This window comes from Paraliomyxa miuraensis (assembly GCF_026337845.1).
GTDB classification, from domain to species: domain Bacteria; phylum Myxococcota_A; class Polyangia; order Nannocystales; family Nannocystaceae; genus Paraliomyxa; species Paraliomyxa miuraensis.
The window spans coordinates 573,917-590,686 of sequence record NZ_JAOVZF010000163.1 but is presented as its reverse complement, the minus strand read 5'-3'; the positions used below and the strand labels follow the sequence as shown (position 1 = coordinate 590,686).

The 16,770-nt window shown below is 69.0% G+C and carries 13 protein-coding genes; 7 read left to right on the top strand and 6 right to left on the bottom strand.

The features are described 5' to 3' along the window. Window positions 1–188: 188 nt before the first annotated feature. Together OEB96_RS46780 and OEB96_RS42405 are read right to left on the bottom strand one after the other, a co-directional pair. Window positions 189–641, bottom strand: coding sequence for an HNH endonuclease (locus OEB96_RS46780; protein WP_407674741.1), 453 nt, complete (start codon window positions 639–641; stop codon window positions 189–191). Window positions 642–1,288: 647 nt separating this feature from the next. After that, window positions 1,289–2,656 carry a serine/threonine protein kinase gene (locus OEB96_RS42405; protein WP_266222665.1) on the bottom strand — a complete coding sequence of 456 codons (1,368 nt, stop codon included), beginning with the start codon at window positions 2,654–2,656 and terminating at the stop codon, window positions 1,289–1,291. Between the two features lie 152 nt (window positions 2,657–2,808). Here OEB96_RS42405 and OEB96_RS42400 point away from each other — a divergent pair, with 152 nt between their 5' ends. The 3 genes from OEB96_RS42400 (at window position 2,809) to OEB96_RS42390 (ending at window position 6,896) form a co-directional block, all read left to right on the top strand. Next, entirely contained in the window at window positions 2,809–3,426 is a 618-nt protein-coding gene (locus OEB96_RS42400; RefSeq protein ID WP_266222664.1) for an RNA polymerase sigma factor, read from the top strand. A 79-nt stretch (window positions 3,427–3,505) separates the two neighbouring features. Beyond that, a complete protein-coding gene (locus tag OEB96_RS42395) occupies window positions 3,506–6,502 on the top strand; it encodes a serine/threonine-protein kinase (RefSeq protein WP_266222663.1) in 2,997 nt (998 codons plus the stop codon). A gap of 46 nt (window positions 6,503–6,548) precedes the next feature. Continuing rightward, a complete protein-coding gene (locus OEB96_RS42390) occupies window positions 6,549–6,896 on the top strand; it encodes a hypothetical protein (protein WP_266222662.1) in 348 nt (115 codons plus the stop codon). Window positions 6,897–6,902: 6 nt separating this feature from the next. Here OEB96_RS42390 and OEB96_RS42385 read toward each other — a convergent pair whose 3' ends face one another. Both OEB96_RS42385 and OEB96_RS42380 read right to left on the bottom strand, forming a co-directional pair. Then, window positions 6,903–9,191: a carbohydrate binding family 9 domain-containing protein gene (locus OEB96_RS42385; protein ID WP_266222661.1), complete on the bottom strand. Its 2,289-nt coding sequence runs from the start codon at window positions 9,189–9,191 to the stop codon at window positions 6,903–6,905. Between the two features lie 459 nt (window positions 9,192–9,650). Continuing rightward, window positions 9,651–10,145 (bottom strand): hypothetical protein, encoded by a 495-nt coding sequence (locus tag OEB96_RS42380; RefSeq protein WP_266222660.1) that lies wholly within the window; start codon window positions 10,143–10,145, stop codon window positions 9,651–9,653. 39 nt (window positions 10,146–10,184) lie between these two features. Between OEB96_RS42380 and OEB96_RS42375 the strand changes: the two genes are divergently transcribed. The 4 genes from OEB96_RS42375 to OEB96_RS42360 are packed head-to-tail and all read left to right on the top strand — an operon-like array spanning window position 10,185 to window position 15,312. Then, window positions 10,185–13,160 carry a serine/threonine-protein kinase gene (locus OEB96_RS42375; RefSeq protein WP_266222659.1) on the top strand — a complete coding sequence of 992 codons (2,976 nt, stop codon included), beginning with the start codon at window positions 10,185–10,187 and terminating at the stop codon, window positions 13,158–13,160. Between the two features lie 55 nt (window positions 13,161–13,215). After that, the gene (locus tag OEB96_RS42370) at window positions 13,216–13,797 is read left to right on the top strand and encodes a hypothetical protein (RefSeq protein WP_266222658.1); all 582 of its coding nucleotides are present in this window, start codon (window positions 13,216–13,218) and stop codon (window positions 13,795–13,797) included. 52 nt (window positions 13,798–13,849) lie between these two features. Further along, window positions 13,850–14,812, top strand: a complete 963-nt coding sequence (locus OEB96_RS42365; protein WP_266222657.1) for a DUF4349 domain-containing protein — start codon at window positions 13,850–13,852, stop codon at window positions 14,810–14,812. A 47-nt stretch (window positions 14,813–14,859) separates the two neighbouring features. Next, entirely contained in the window at window positions 14,860–15,312 is a 453-nt protein-coding gene (locus tag OEB96_RS42360) for a hypothetical protein (RefSeq protein WP_266222656.1), read from the top strand. Between the two features lie 3 nt (window positions 15,313–15,315). On the opposite strand, the gene OEB96_RS42355 is transcribed toward OEB96_RS42360, so the two are convergent. After that, window positions 15,316–16,431 carry a M28 family metallopeptidase gene (locus OEB96_RS42355; protein WP_266222655.1) on the bottom strand — a complete coding sequence of 372 codons (1,116 nt, stop codon included), beginning with the start codon at window positions 16,429–16,431 and terminating at the stop codon, window positions 15,316–15,318. Window positions 16,432–16,513: 82 nt separating this feature from the next. Then, window positions 16,514–16,732, bottom strand: coding sequence for an MbtH family protein (locus OEB96_RS42350; RefSeq protein WP_266222654.1), 219 nt, complete (start codon window positions 16,730–16,732; stop codon window positions 16,514–16,516). Window positions 16,733–16,770 lie beyond the last annotated feature (38 nt).

Below are 16,770 nucleotides of genomic sequence, written 5' to 3'. Positions count from 1 at the left end.
TCATTTTGTCGCAGTCGGCTGATGGCGACCCTCCCGTACCCGGTAATGGTGTGGATGATGCAATGGCCCAGCAAGGCTTCCGGGGGGCACTCGCCCGGGGACCGGGTCGCCGGAGGCGGCTGCCGCAGGAGTCAGTCAGGACTGATGTTCCCATGGAGTATCGTGCGTAGTCGAACGGCAGAGCAACCCTATCCGTCATGGATTGCCAGAAGTCTTGCCTGGAGAAGCAACGTGAACTCCTCGCGATCACAAGAGTAGTGCGCGCGACGATGGCAAGTCGGACAAAGTCCGATGGCATTTTCCGGCTCGTCGGCTCCGCCATCAGCCAGTCGTTGAACGTGGTGAACCTCAAGGTATGGCTGCCCATTACCATTAAGGAATGGGGCTTCCTGCCCACACCCCTCGCACTGACCTCCTGCCCGATGGAGCACAAATGCAACGACATTGCTGTCGCGGTCAAATACCGTTACCGTCGCCTTTCTCTGTTGGGGGCGTCCCCGTCGGATCTTCGCAAATATCGCCTCCGGCCCAACGCGCGTGATCTCCTTCTGCGCCTCGGCAATAGCGCGTTCAAGCTCTTGTGTGGCTTGCGTGATGTCTTGGATGGCCCCCTCGGATGGCACAGGATCAAGAAAGAACATGACCCGTATGACTCCACTCTTTCCATAGCTCGAGACGAAGCTGTGGCGGTTGTAGCGGTATTGCCCGAGGCATTGAACCTGTCCATTATTTCGCCCCCGAAGGGACTTCCAGACAAATAGCAGCTTGCCGTCCTTTTCGTGATCGCGAACCGCTCTGTTCGCCCGATTCAAGACTCTGGGCGGCGAGCACCTGTCACCGACGCAGTCGACGACTTCCCCCGCCTCCCATTGTCCCCCGTGAAGCCCATTCGGTTCGGCGATCACTATGACGTAGCGGGAATCGCTTGGGGCGATGATGGGTCCCGTCCGTCCCTCCCGCTCCCCAAAAAATGCAGTTCGTAGGTACGTTTCCCCGAGACGCGTACCGGGATGAAGATAGTCAGACAAGTTCGGCATTTCAGCGACCCCTCATGATCATACCGTATCGTGTACAAGGGTGCGGTTGGAGCGACGTTGCCCGACACCGACGCATCCACTTCCTTACGGGCCCGCCTTGCGTAAATTCCGCAGGGCCTATGTCTCTGTCGAGACACTCGCTCACGAGCAAGGGACATCGCCATTACGACGAGCCTCGGCGTAGAGGTCGTTAAGCACGGAGCACCGAGTGCAACTCATGAGCCAGGGCCCATGCCAAGACTCGACTGATGTCAACCATGTAGCTGCCCCTCGCCCACCCCATCCCGCAGATCCTTGGGCAGCTCGTCCGGCAACAGCCCCGCGTTGTCCTTGGGTCGCTTGGGATCGTAGAACACGAACACCGGCGTGTCGGGTCCCACGCGGTTGGCGATGAGCGCGTCGTTGGTCAGCAGGTAGCCCTTGTACTCGCGGTCCTCGTGGCGAAAGGCGTAGGTCACGAACAGCGAGCCGTTCTCCGAGCGAGCCTGGATGAGGCGCCCCCTGGTCACCGCCCCGGTGGCGTAGAGCTGCCGGAGCTGCTTGCGCTTGGGCAAGGGGGCCAGCAAGAAGCCACCGATCGAGGCAAACAGCAGCGGGACCGTCACGACCGGCAGGCCGGCGATGGCAAAGCCGATCGCGATCGACATGCCGCCGAGCATCGTGCCGAGCGACAGCGGCAGCGCTCCCCGCATCGCTCGCACGTAGCCGAGGCGATCCTCGATCTCGGGACCCACCGTGCGCGGCCCCTCGGTCAGCCGCGCCAGCGCGAGCTCGGGCCCGGCGTCGCGATGCGCGAGCGAGGTGACGGGTGCAGCCGCAGCGGGTTCGTCCTTGGCCCCCTCGAGCACCCGCAGCACCTCCTTGGCCGAGCCGAAGCGGCGCTCGGGATCCGGATCGAGCAGCCGCTCGAGGATCGAGGCCAGCGTCGCGTCCACCCCGGTGAGGTCACCGAGCTGGGGCCGCAGCCCCTGCCGCGGCAGATCCGACGGGTGCACGTGGGTGAGCACGTGCGCCATGGTGGCGGCGGCCCCGTAGAGATCGGAGCGCACGTCGGCGATGCCCATGGCCTGCTCGGGGGCCATGTAGCCGGCCGTGCCCGCGATCGTCATCCCGCCGTCGGCTTGGCGCGCCGCGATGTCGCGCACCGAGCCGAAGTCGACCAGCACGGGTCTCCCGTCGCTGCGCAGCACCACGTTGCCGGGCTTGACGTCGCGGTGGATCACCCGCGGCGACAGCGAGTGCAGGTACTCGAGCGTCTGCAAGAGCTGCCGAAACAGCGTGCGCGCCTGCTCGGGGCGGTAGCGCCGTCCGCCGGAGATCTCGGCCTGCAGCGTGGGTCCGTCCACGTGCTCGGACACGATGTAGAACGCGTGCCCGCGCTCGGGATCGTCGTCCTCGAACGCGTCGACGAACGCGGGGATGCCCGGGTGGTCGAGGCTGCGCAGCACCCGGGCCTCGCGCTCGAACAGCTCCACCGGCCTCCACTCGGGCAGGCCATGGAGGGTGAGCTGCTTGATCGCCACCTTCCGATCGGTCGCGCGCTCCCTGGCGAGGTGGGTGGTGCCGAACGTTCCCTGGCCGAGGGTGCGTTCGAGCTCGAAGCGTTCGGAGAGCGACATGGTCTTGGCTACCCGGATGATACCCTCGGGCCGGGAAGCCGCGGGGCTCGCCTCGGACCTCCGGGGGAGGCCGGCGGCCATGAGCAGGGCTCGACGTGAAGCCGTGCCTGGTCGGTAGCCCCTCGTCCCGGAACGGAGGTAGGATTCTCGGTGTGGTCGATGACGCCGAGCTTCTCGCGGCGTGGCGTGGCGGTGACGCCAAAGCAGGACGGGAGCTGTTCTCTCGCTACTTCCAGCCCATCTCGCGCTTCTTCATCAACAAGGTCGGCGCCGGCCACGAGGATCTCATCCAGGAGACGTTCGAGGCCTGCGTGCGCGGGCGCGACCGCCTGCGCGAGGACGGCAGCTTTCGCGCATACCTCTTCAGCATCGCGTTCAACGTGCTCAAGGCCCACCTCCGCCGCAAGCGGGCGAATGACCAGATCGATGCGCTCGGGTCGGCGTCCATCCACGACTTGATGCCGAGCCCCAGCTCCATCGTGGGGCTCGCCGAGCAGGAGCAGCTGCTGCTCGATGCCTTGCGGCGACTCCCCATGGACACGCAAGTCGCGCTCGAGATGCGCTACTGGGAGGAGATGAGCTCCACCGAGATCGGTGTGGCCCTCGCGCTGCCACCGGCCACCATCCGCTCGCGCCTCCACCGTGGCCGTGGGCAGCTCGAGCAGATGATCGCACAGCTGCCCGCGAGCACCCAGACTCGGCAGAGCACCCTGGCCGAGCTCGAAGGGTGGCTGGGTCGGGTACGAAGGTCGATGCAGCTGTCGGGTTGATCCGAGGCTCGTCGAGAATTTTCATGCAACACCTCGTCGATGGCGTGCACTACCTCCATGGATGGTCCTTCCGGTTCCCATGCCTGATCTCGACCGGTCACGGGTGACGACCCATGGGTCGGAGAAGGCCGAGGCGGCCGAGTCGGACTCCGGGTCCTCTCCCGACGTCTTGCGGGTTCGGATGGCAGCGCAGAAGAACGAGGTTCAGGCGCGGTTGTTCGGAGGGGCCTCCGAGCCCTCCCGCATCGGTCGCTACGCGGTGCTCGACACCCTGGGCCAGGGGGGCATGGGTCGCGTGCTGCGAGCCCACGACGAGACCCTGGATCGTGAAGTGGCGCTCAAGGTGCTCCACGACCAGTACGGCGGTCGGCACGAGCAGCGCCTGCTTCGCGAAGCCCAGGCCTTGGCCCGGCTGACGCATCCCAACGTGGTGCGGGTGTACGACGTGGACCAGATCGACGGCAGGGTCTGCATGGCCATGGAGCTGATTGCCGGGCAGCCCCTCGATGTCTGGCAGCGCACCCCGCACTCCTGGGCCGAGGTGCTGGGGGTCTATCGACAGGCGGGTCGAGGCCTGGCAGCCGCCCATGCCCAGGGCCTGGTGCACCGTGACTTCAAGCCATCCAACTGCATCCTCGACGAGCGGCGCGTGGTCAAGGTGCTCGACTTTGGGCTCGCGCGAGGGATGGGTTCGGAGGACTCGCGCGCGACCACCGAGGCCGAGCAAACCCTCGCCGACGAGCCGTCCCCGAGCCGGTCGGGGAGCGCGAGGGTCTCGGGCTCGCAGCGCATGCTCGAGCAAGACCTGACCCGCACGGGCACGGTGCTCGGTACGCTCGCCTACATGGCCCCCGAGCAGCTGCTGGGCCGCCCCGCGACTCCCCAAAGCGATCAGTTCGCGTTCTGTGTCTCGCTGTTCGAGGCGCTCTACGGCCATCGACCCTTCGCTGGCAGCACCGCGATGGCCCTCCTGGTCACCATGCGGGCGCAGCAGGTGACGGCCCCACCGACTCGGCGCGGGCTTGCACCCGTGCCGGGATGGCTGTTCGAGCTGGTACGGCGCGGGCTGTCGCTGGACGGTGAGCGACGCCACCCCAGCATGGAGGTGCTGCTCGACGGGATCGATCGGCGGCTGGCCCGACGACGGCGTGCTCGCACCGCAGCCCTGACCGCCGCGGCTGCAGTCGGGCTCGGCGGCGTGCTGTCGCTCCTCGGCCAGCCTGCCAGCGATCCGCCTTGCGATGGCCTGCGCGAGCAGGTCATGCCCGCGTGGACGGACGACGAGCGCCGGGCGGTCCGAGCGGCCTTCGAGGCGTTCGAGGTCACCGATGCCCAGCGGGTCTTGCCCCGGGTGGAGGCCGAGCTCGACCGCTACGCGAGCTCATGGGTGCATGCGCGGGCCGACGCCTGCGAAGCCACCTGGATCCGCCACGAGGCCGGCGAGCAAGCGCTGGATCGCCGCATGACGTGTCTCGACGAGCGGCTCGCTCCCGTGCAGGCCGTGGTGGAGCGCCTGGCGAGCGCCGATGCACGCACGGTGGCCCAGGCGATGGAGGCCGTGGGTGCCCTGCCGCCGCTGAGCCCCTGCGCCGACGTGGACGCATTGCTGCGCTCGTCCTCCGAGGTGCCATCCCAGCATGCTCAGGAGGGAGCGAGCATTCGGGCCCTCATTGCGCGCTCGTGGGCCGCAGCCGCGACCGGTGACGAAGAGCACGGCATGGAAGCGGCGGATCGAGCGGTGATGCGGGCCGAAGCGCTGCACGATGTGCCCTCGCTACGTGCGGATGCCTTGCGAAACCGTGGCCAGCTCCGGCGACGAGCGCGACGGCTTGCCGATGCGCGCAGCGATCTCGAGGCCGCGCTCGCGTTGACCGACCAGCTCGATGATCGCGGGCGAGCCATCGATGTGCTGCATGCGCTCCTCCTCGTCGCGAACGACGAGGAGGACACGACCACGGCCAGCGCATGGTTGGCCGCGATTCGCGGCAAGCTGGCTCGACCCGACGGCGAGCCCCGCCACCATGCGCTGCGCTGGGCCCTGGAGGGACTCGTTGCGCTCCGCGCTGGTCGTCACGAGGAGTCGGTCGAGGCCAACACCCGTGCCTTGGCGCTGTATGACGCGATCGAGGAGCCGCTGCCCGATGAGCGCCTGGAGGTCCTGCTCCAGCTCGGCGATGCCCAGCGCGGTCGCAAGGACCCCGAGGCCGCGCTCGCCGCCTACGAGCAGGCCGATGCCCTCGCGGTACGAGCCGAGCGGATCGCGTGGAGGGTCGAGGTCCGATACAAGCTGGCCAAGCTCCACTACGTCCAGGGGCGCCTCGGCGAGGCACGCGTCATCCTCGAGGGCTCGCTTGGCGACCATGAGAAGTTCTGGGGCCCGCGAAGCGTCGTCTCGGCCCGCACTCGGGTGCTGCTCGCCACGATCCTGCTCCAGCAAGGCGACATGGCCGAGGCGCTGGAGATGGCCAAGACCGCCCACGAATGCCTCGACGAACGCTCCCCATCGCAGATCCGGGGCGATGTAGCCATGCTGCTGGGCAACCTGCACCGCGCTCACGGGCGCTGGGACGAGGCCGCCTCCTACTACCGAGAGACCCGGGCCGCGTGGGAATCCAGCCCCAGCCCCGACCGCGTCGAGCTGGCCATGCTCGATGGCAACATCGCCGACTGCCTGGTGGCGCAAGGGAAGCACGACGACGCCGCTCCCCTCTACGAGCAGACGTTGCGCATCCTCGAGCTCGATACCCCTCCCGACGACATCCGACGAGCGTACCCCCTTCTCGGCCTCGGTGAGCTGTCGCTGGCCACCGGGGAGCCCCAGCGTGCCGTGCCCCCGCTCCGAGAGGTGCTCGCGCTCGGGGAGGTCCTCGCTCGGGATCCGGCGCTGGCGGCCACGGCTCGCTGGGCCCTTGCCCGGGCGCTCACCCCCGTCGACACGGGAGCGCGGCCTTCCCACGAAGCGGTGAGCTTGGCTTGTCGGTCGCAGCAGGCATTCGCGGGCGCTGGCGTTGCAGAGGTCGTCGCGCAGATCGACACGTGGCTCGAGCAATACGAGCTGACATGCAACACCCGATGATCTCTACTCGAACCATGCGATTCAATCCGACCAGAGGAGAACGACGATGAGTACGACGGTTCAGGTCAAATGCGATGATTCCTCTCACCTGTACTGGCGAGAGGGTGACAGTGGCAGCTGGGCTCGGCTGACCAGCTCCAAGAGCAGTGCGCCCACGATCGCTGTCACGAGTCGAAGCTCGATTACGTTCGAGTTCTACAAGTACTCCGGATCGGACCATGGCATCGAGTACAAGGTGTCTCCCCAGTCCAGTGCGAGCCGCTTGCACAGCAGCAGTAGCGCCCCGTCCGTGACCGTCTCGTCCGGCGACGACAACTGCGTGTACTTCGCCAAGACGAGCAGCAACCCAAGCTGGTACTGCGGCTACGTTCGCGTCTCCGACACGAGCAAGTAGTCGTGCTCAGCGCCCGACGAACGCCCGCATGTACACGCTGAGCTTGAGCGTCAGCTCGTGGAACGGCTCGCGCACGGGCTCGTCCGGCGGCGCCTCCGAGAGCGGCAGGTCGTTGCGGTAGACGAGGAACAGGTCGCTGCCGGGCGCGAAGCGCCAGCGCAGCCGCGATTGCACGCCCACGCGCTCGCGCCCGGGCGACAGATCGAGCCGCCCCCGGTTGTCGAACGCCAGGTTGCGGGTGATCGCCACGTCGAGGTTGGCGTTGGCGTAGCCGAAGTCGAAGTCCTCGCCCTCGTCGGCGAGGTGCCCGACCACGTGCGTATAGCTGCCGGCCGCGGTGAAGTGCTTGCCCAGGCGCGCGGTCAGGTCGGCCGAGGGCAGGTGCGCCACGCCGCCGAACAGCTCGACCCACTCGTAGCCCACGCCCACCTGCAGGGCGCGGCGGTCGGGGCTGCTGGCGCCCACGGCGTGGCGAAAGCCGCTGTAGCGCCGCGCCTCGACCTCGTGCTGGTAGAGCTCGAACGGCGCCTGCACCACGTCGATGAAGTGCGAGGCGCCATAGTCGATGCCCGCGCCGTTGCGCCACGAAGCGCTCACCCGGCTGCCGCCGCTGCGACCGAGCCGCTCGGTGTAGCGCGAGTCGGTCTCCACGCTGTAGCTGGGGCCGAAGCTCACCTCGCGCAGGCCCCAGATCCGCGGTCGGGGCACGAACGACAGCGAGGCCTCCTGCCTCGCGCTGGCCGGCCGCCGGTAGAAGCCGAGCCGCGGGTCGAAGTCGCGGTCGCTCCACAGCCACAAGAGCGACGGTCGAACGTAGAGCCCCTGGTACGCGAGCTGGGCGTAGGCGCTGCTGCCCAGCCGGGTGTCGGGCGGCCGCGAACCGGTGAGCAGGGCTCCGTCGTCGTCGAGCACGGGACCCTGCGCCGGACTCTGCCCCAGCGTGCCGGCCACGAACCCGTAGCCCTGGAGCTTGCCGTCGAGCCCGATGAGCTGGGCATCCACGCCACCCGCCGCGTGGTCGCCGTGCTCCTGGCCAAAGCGGTGCTGCCCCAGCGCCATCAGGCCCACGCTCAGCGTGCGGGTGGTCTGCACGCGCATGCGCGCCACCGTCACGTTGTCGGGGTCGGCTCGCGACAGCCCTCGCGAGGGATCCTGAGGTGCGCCCAGGGTCTGCAGCTGCAGCACGCCGTAGCTCACCGGACCCGAGCGCCCGTAGACCTTGGCGCCTCCGAGCACGGGCACGGGCTGGCCGTCGACCAGGCCCACGCGTCGCGAGAAGAACAGCTGCGCCTCACGGGGTCGCCCGAAGTCGAACACCTCGAGCCCGTTGATGAAGAACGGGCGGCGCTCGGGGAAGAACAAAGGGAAGCGGTCGCGGGCCACCTGGACCTCGTCGGCCTCGACCTGGGCGAAGTCGGTGAGGAGGCTCGCCTCCACGTAGGAGCTGCTGCCCACCTGCACCCGCACGTCGCCGCCGCTGGCGAGGTTGGGGCGGCGCCGTGGATCCACCGTGAACGTGGGCTGGAAGTTGGTGCGCATCAGCGTGTACGGCGTGTACTCGATCGCACGCTGGGCCCGGATGTCGCGCAGCCCCTCGAGGTGGCCGAACTGGCTCGCGGCCATCGGCGAGCGCGGGGGCACGAAGATCCGCCAGTCGTAGGTGGCGTTGCGCGACGGGTGGTCGCGCGAGATGTCGAGGCCGATGGTCTGCTCGCGGGCGCTCTTGATCCCGAGGATCGCAAACGGAATCTTGTACTCGACGGTGTAGCCGTCGTGGCGACGCTCGGCCTCGGCCGTCCACACGGCATCCCACTCGGTGAGGAACTGCGCCCCGTCGCTCAGCCCCAGGGCGTCGATCTGCGCCCCCTCGGCGTTGACCCCCAGGCTCACCGCATCGCGATGGTTGTGGAACGCATCGAGCTTCACGTAGACGGTGTCGTCCGAGAAGATGCCGGGGTTGTCGCGCCTCAGCGTTCGCACGATCACGTCGCCCGGCTCCGACTCGCAGTCGATGAGCACGTAGAGGAACTGATCGTCGTAGGCGACCTGCAGCGTGGTGCGAACCGGGGGCACGCCGCCGACCTCGGGGGTTCGCTCGAGGAAGCGATCGTCCTTGGGAGCCGCACGCCAGGTGTCCTCGGTCGCGCGGCCATCGATCTGCATCGCCTCGTGCGTACGAATCGCTCGGTAGGTGCGCTCCCCCGGGTCGACGGAGGGATCGACGGTCCGACCGGTCTGAGGTGCGGCCATCGCCAGGTGCGGCGCGAGCAGCCACGCCGCTGTCGGGGCGATCATCAATCGCATCCAACGCGGCCCTTTCGTGTCCACCGTCGGACGCGGCGCCGATCCTGCGCGCGACCCGCCAAGGCCGAACCGAGGGTCGATCGGATCGGCGTGCAATTCCTCGCCAACCCGCCCAACGCCCCTGCGATTGGCGTTCGCGTTCGCTTGGCCCGAACCCCGGCCTCGAGCACGGCCCGTCTCTACCGCACCCCAGCCGGGTTTGCTATACGAACAGGCGTCGCGTGTAGCCTGGCCGATCGGGGATCCCCCCCTTCCGCATCCAACCTCGGTCGGCCAGGCTCCCGACCTTTTGCCGTCGGGCATCGAGTTCGACACCAGCTCTCCGAGCTTTTCCGAGCGGATTCGAAGAAAAGATCCTTCGAGCCCGAACTCGTTGAGATCCTTGGGTTCTTCGACGATGCGCGCCCGGTGCGCTCGGCGGGGACGAGTTACGGTGGCTCGCGATGGCGGTCAGCGAGGCGGTGAGCCGCTGCGGTGGAGCGAGTCGATGGCCTGGTCGATGGCGTCCTTGGCCTTGGCCGTGAGCCCACCCCTTCGATACTGCTCCACGAGCACCTGCTCGACCCGTGCGACGTAGGCATCGAGGCCCGGCGTCGATGCGGCGGGTGTGGCGGTCGACGTCGCGGAGCCGGGTGCGGGCGGAAGCTCGGGTTGGGATCGGGACCAGTCGGGTTCGGACCGACCGAACAGGTTCACCCAGCGATCGAAGGCATGACCGAGCTGCAGCACGCCACGGAACGCGCGGCCGGGGTCGTTGCGATCGGCCACCATTCCGACGACCGCCGCCACCAGCGACACGGGGGCGAGCACCAGGTCCTTGACCCCGTCGACGAACAGCTTGGCTTGGAACACCGCGAGGTCGCGTACGAGCTGCCAGCGAAGGGCACGGTGGTCGGCCTCGCGCACGGCGGGCAGGGTCTCGTGGATCGGAGTCGGCGGCTCCATTGCCGGCAGTATGCTTCGCGGGCGGGTATCGTGGAAGCGATGATCGGGCGCTCCAATGCCGACCAGTCGTCGAGGGCAGGGCCCAACGGGCGCTACGAGGTGCTGGGGACTCTGGGCGAGGGAGGCATGGGGGCGGTGCTGCGAGCCCACGATCGCGAGCTCGATCGGCAGGTGGCGATCAAGGTGCTGCGTCGTGAGCTCGACCCACACCACACGGTGCGCCTGAGGCGAGAGGCACAGGCGCTGGCCAAGCTCTCGCATCCCAATGTGGTGCAGGTGTACGAGGTGGGGGAGCTCGAGGGGCAGACGTTCGTGGTGATGGAGCTGGTGCGGGGGCGGACGCTCGCGCAGTGGATGGCACAGGTGCCGCCGCCGGGCTGGCGTGCCTGTGTGGAGCTGTTCGTGCAGATCGGTGCCGGCCTCGCGGCGGCTCACGAGCAGGGGCTCGTGCACCGCGACTTCAAGCCGAGCAATGCGATCATCGACGACGAGGGCCGACCGCGCGTGCTCGACTTCGGGCTGGCGCGGCGGTCCGAGGGCGATGAGAGTGCTTCGAGCGAGCACGAGCCATCGGATCCAGTCGCGTGCGAGCCGCGGCTCGAGCCTGGGGCCGCGGTGCTCGACGAGTCGATCACCAGGACCGGCACGGTGCTGGGCACGCCGGCCTACATGCCGCTCGAGCAGATGCAGGGACGGCCGGTCGATGCGCGCAGCGACCAGTTCAGCTTCTGCGTGTCACTCTACGAGGCCGTCTACGGCGAGCGCCCGTACGTGGGCGCCTCGATGGGTGCCTCGATGGTGGCGATGCGCCGCGCCGTCGTCCGACCGGCGCCCAGGGGGCACGAGGTCCCGCTGGCGCTGCGCCAGGTGCTGCTGCGTGGGCTGGCGGCCGACCCCGAGCAGCGATGGTCGTCGATGGATGCGTTGCTCGCAGCGCTGCGCGAGGTGGTAGCCCCTCGCCGACGGTGGTGGATGGTGCTCACGGTCGGGGCGGGGCTCATGACGACCGCGGCGGTTCTCGGGCTGCTGCCGGAGCCGTCATGGGGCGAGCGCTGCACCGGAGCCCGGCTCGAGCTCCGCGGGGTATGGGACGACGAGCGCCGACAGGAGGTCGGGGCGGCGATCCTGGGCACCGGGCTCTCGTATGCACCGGGCACCTGGGATCGCGTGGCGCTGCGGCTCGACGACTATGCCGAGGCCTGGGCTGCCAAGTACACCGACGTGTGCGAGTCGACGCGCACGCGGCCCGAGCACGACGCGGATGTGCTCGCTCTGCGCCGCGGCTGCATGCTCGAGCGCAAGCAGGCCCTGCGCGCGGCGGTGGAGGTGCTGGCCACGGTCGATGTCACCGTGGTGGCGCACGCGGTGGACCTGGTCGGCGGGCTGCCGCGATTCGACCGCTGCGACGACCTCGACGCGCTGCGGGCCGAGGTCTCCCCGCCCGAAGATCCCGCGGTTGCGCGAGCCGTGGAGGCGATGCGGATCGAGCTCGATGACTACGAGGCCGCGCGGAAGGCCGGCCTCCATGCCTCGGCCCTCGAGCGGGTGGAGCCGCTGGTCGAGCGCGCCGAGGCGCTCGGATACGGGCCGCTCGTTGCCGAGGCCAAGGCCCTGCGGGGCACGTTGCGCGAGGACGTTGGCCGGTACGCCGAGGCGGAGCAGGACCTGCTCGATGCGCACGCGCTGGCGGTGGAGCATCGACACGACGAGGTGGCGATCGGAGCAGCCTTGGGGCTCGTGACCGTGGTGGGCCTCGATCGGGCTCGGCACGCCGAAGGGCGCACATGGGGCCGCACGGCCCTGGCCTACGCCGAGCGCAGCGGAGACGCCATGGATCTCGCTCGGTGCCTGAGCAACCTGGCCGTGGTGTCGAGCTCGCGGGGAGAGTACGAGCAAGCCCGGCACGACTTCGAGCAGGTCTTGCAGCTCGAAGAGGAGACGCTGGGACCCGAGCATCCCGAGGTGGCAGGGAGCCTGAGCAACCTGGCCACCGTGCTCCGCAGCCAGGGTGACTACGAACGAGCCGAGCTCCACTTCGAGCGAGCGCTGCAGATCTTCGAGCAGGCGCTGGGTCCCGACCATCCCCACGTGGCCATGGCCCTGATGAACCTGGGGACCGTGCTCCACGCGCGGGCGGAGCACGAGCGAGCCACGCCCTGCTTCGAGCGTGCGCTGCGGATCAACGAGCAGGCACTGGGACCCGACCACCCCGAGGTGGCCAAGGTCTTGACCAACTTGGGCTTCGTGCTGGGCGGTCAGGGCAAGCAAGCGGAGGCCAGGCTCCACCTCGAGCGTGCGCTGCGGATCAACGAGCAGGCACTGGGACCCGACCATCCCGCGGTGGCCCTCGACCTGATGAACCTGACGCACGTCCTCCACGGCCCGGAAGAACGCGAGCAGGCCCGGCTGCACCTCGAGCGAGCCTTGCGAGTCTCGGAGGACGCGCTGGGCCCCGACCATCCCCAGGTGGCCGACATCCTGGGCAGCCTGGGCGCGCGGCGCCATGACGAGGGGCAGTACGAAGTGGCCGCGCGCCATCTCGAGCGAGCGATGCGGATCCGGGAGAACGCGCTGGGCCCCGACCATCCCGGCGTGGCGATCGACTCGAACAACCTCGCGCGAGTGCTCGAGTCCCAGGGAGATCGCGAGCAGGCCCGGCACTACTACGAGCGATCACTGCGCGGGTTCGAGAAGGCGCTGGGGCCCGATCATCCCCACGTGATCTCTCCGCTGCTGGGTCTGACCAGGGTGGCGCTCCTGCGGGAGGACTTCGACACCGCAAGGCTCCACGCCGAGCGCATCCTCGCGTTTCGCCAGATCGACGAAATTGCAGCCGAGGCGTTCGCAGAGGCCCGCTTCGCGCTGGCCCGCGCGCTGTGGAGCGACCGGACCCAACGCGCTCGCGCCCACGCGCTCGCCGAGCAGGCCCGGGACGACTACGCCGAGCTCGGCGACACCGCAGGCGAGGCGCTCGCGGAGGTCGAGGCCTGGCTCGCCCGACACCTCGCTCGATGACCCGGGCGACCTCGTCCACGCGGACCATGGCAGCGCTCGTGGTACCGTGGGCACGATGTCCGAACCCGCCGCCCCGGCCACGCTCTCGCTGCCTCGCAGCACCGCCGTGCTTGGCCTCTCGTTGTTCGCCTGCGCGTTCTTCCCGCTGACCCCGGCCGGACGCACGTTCGTGCAGGTGGCGATCGACGCCTTCGGCCAGGGGTTGGTGGCCGGCGTGGTGATGGTGGTGGGCTTCGGATCGCCGTTCCTGTTCGGGTTGGCGATTGCAGCCGGGGTGTGGACGCGCGACGACGCGACCGCGGCCCGGCTCGTGCGTGGTCCGGTGACCATGATGCACAGCCAGCTGCTCTTGATGGCATGGATGATCTGGCGCCACGGCGACGCGGTGGCCTCGCTGCCCCTGCTGCTGTTCGCGGTCGTGAGCGCGCTCTACGTGGTCCAGCACTCGGCCTCCGAGCGGGCCGCGGGGCGGTCGGCCTCGTTTCGCTGGTACGTGCGCTCGGGGGCCGTGCTCATCGTCACGGTCGCCGCCTGGTTGTGGTTGCAGCGCACGGTGGGCCTCGAGATGGGCCGTGCCGTGATCATGGCGGGAATGTGCGCGCTGAGCCTGCTGCTGCGCGCCCGAAGACAGGGGTGAAAGGTCTCCGTGGCGGCTGGCGTTCGGGGCCGCGAAACCACGGAGCCTACCCATGAGAATTCCCGCTCGTTCCTCGATCTCGCTGGCCCTGTTGGCGCTGGGCCTCGGCTGTGCCTCGAAGTCCAGCATGGCGCCGGCCTACGACGGTGGCTATCCCGGCCATGACCCCGGCTACGACATGGCCATGGAGGCCAGCCCCGAGATGATGGCCCCCGAGATGCAGAGCGACGGGCCCGTCGCCCAGGGAGCGAGCCCGAGCGTCAGCCCTGGACCGGGGGCGGTGATGCCCGCGGCGGTGATGGGCGCGCTCCCGCCCAGCCAGCCCGTCGGGGCCGAGGTCGGCACGGCGGTGGCGAGCGATGGTGGGGGCCAGCGGGCGGTGGCCGACGACATGCCCACCACCGGTGATGACTCCGTCGACCAGATGCTGATCTTCAACGGGTCGCTCCACGTGGCCGTGCAGCCCGACTCGATCCCCGCCAGCATCGACGCCGCGGTGGACCAAGCGGTCAAGGCCGGTGGCTACATCTCGCAGCAGACCGACACGTCGCTCGTGCTGCGGGTGCCCTCGCGCCGCTTTCGCCGGCTCATGCGGGGCCTCGAGGGCCTGGGCGAGGTCAAGTCGCGCAGTGTCCAGACGGTGGACGTGTCCGAGCAGTTCCACGACTTGAAGGTGCGGCTCGAGAACCTGCAGGCCACGCGCAGCCGGATCCAAAAGCTCATGAGCCAGGCCAAGGATCTGAGCGAGATCCTCGTGGTCGAGAAGGAGCTCGAGCGCATCAGCGCCGAGATCGACGCCATCGAGGGCCAGCTGCGCTACCTGGGCTCGCAGGCGGCGTTCTCGACCGTGACCATGAACTTCTCCGAGCTCCCGCGCGAGCTGGTGGTGGTCGAGGACGATCGCAAGGACGAGGAGATCCTCCCGCCTCCGCCGCCCCCTCCCGCCCGCGTGCTCGGTACCTCCGTGGGATGGATCGACGAGGTCGACGTCAACCACCTGCTGAGCCTGCGCTGAGCTTCCACTGCTCGACGAATCCCCGTTGTTCGAAAGGAACCATGACCATGCGACGCTCGATCCCTGCCTTCATCCTCGCGGCCCTCGTGCTCGGCGGCTGCAGCACCGCTCGCCTGCAGACCCCCTCGGGCTTTGCCACCCACGACGACGACACCTACGACTACCGCGCCAGCGATGGTGAGGGGGTGGTGCTCGCGGTGCGCACCGAGAAGAACGACCCCAAGGGCGACCTCGACTTCTGGTCCTCGGCCGTCGACGTCAAGCTGCGTCGGGCCGGCTACGAGGCCAAGACCCTCCGCGACGTGACCTCGGCCAACGGTCGCTCGGGTCGCCAGATCCGCTACGAGGTGGAGTCGGGCGGGCGCATCCTGGCCTTCTGGGTCACGGTGTTCGTCACCGGTCGCAGGGTGGTGATCGTGGAGGCCGGGGGTGACACCGAGCTGTTCGAGCCCAAGGCCAAGTCGGTCGAGGCCGCGATCGCCTCGCTCGACGTGGGCTGAGGCTCAGGGCGGCACACCCAGGGTCTCGGCCGCGGCGCCCACGGTGGCACCGACCACCAGGGCCGCGAAGTCGAAGGCCACCAGGTCGTCCTGCCCGCTCGCGCAGTGATAGGCGGGGTTGCGGAAGTTGGCGGTGTCGGTGAGGAAGAGCGCCGGGATGTCGACGAACCAGAACGGCGCGTGATCGGAGCGGCGCAGGTCGGAGAACAGGTCGCTGTTCTTGGACGCCGCGTCGAGCACCACCGAGATCGAGGTCAGCCCCAGCGAGGCGGCGTGGGCGTCGAAGGCCTGGGCCGGCGCGGTCGCGAGGTCGTCGGCCACGTTGAGGATGAAGTCGCCGCGGAACTCGTTGGCCTCCACCTGCATGTACTGCTCGGGGAACACCGCGTCGAAGCCGAACGGGATCTCCTGCGTGTCGGGGGTGTTGGTGGCGTAGCCGATCATGTCGTAGTTGAAGTAGGCGACGATGGTCTCGCCGGGTGCCTGCCCGCCATCGACCCACGCCTCGGACCCGACCAGGCCGAGCTCCTCTTCGTCCCAGCACGCGACCGCGAGGGTGCGCGGGCGGTCGTCGGCGGTGGCGAGCACGCGGGCGGCCTCGAGCGCACCGCCCACGCCGCTGGCGTTGTCGTCGGCCCCCAGGCAGTCGGCCACGTGGTCGTAGTGGGCGCCGATCAGCACGACCTCGTCGGGGTTCGTGGAGCCCGGCAGGCGCCCGATGACGTTGATGCCGGTGCCGTACTCGTGCAGCTCGACGGTGAAGCCGAGCATGGTGAGGCGGTCGGCACACAGCTCCTGCACCGCGAGCCAGTGGGGGGTGCCCGGAGTGCGGATCTCGGCGATGAAGGTCACGTCGGCCTCGATGGCCTGGGTGTCCACGCAGCGGGCGAGCGCTGCCGCCGAGTCGGTGCCGCAGCCCGGCGTGGCCGCGGTGGTGTCGGCTCCATCCGATGAAGCGGAGGGCCCGGTGCTGGCGTCGGCGCTGGTCGACGGGGCCGACGAGGCCGACGCGGTCGTGGTGCCCGCACCCTCGGACTCGCTGGTCGCGGGGGGCGGGTCGTCCTTGCAGGCGGGGAGCAGGAGCCAGGCGCTCAGGACGACGATGCCGCGAGTGTGCACCGGTCGAGCATGTCCCGCGGCGAGGCGCGGGGGCAAGGCGTCGTGCTTCATTCCGCGGGGAAACGAAGGTCGAGCGGACTCCCTACTTCCCGGCCTGCTCCTCCATGTGCTTGCGGAGGCTCAGCGGGCGCATGTCCGTCCATACCTCTTCGATGTGCGCAAGGCAGTTCGCCTTGGGCCCCGTGACACCCACCGCGGTCCAGCCGTGCGGAAGCTCGCGGTCTGCCGGCCAGATCGAGTATTGCTCTTCGTGGTTCACTACGACGGCATAGGTCGTCGTGTCTTCTCGTTCATCACTCATGTCCGTTTCTCTCCCGTTTGCGTCGTTGGTGCAGTGTG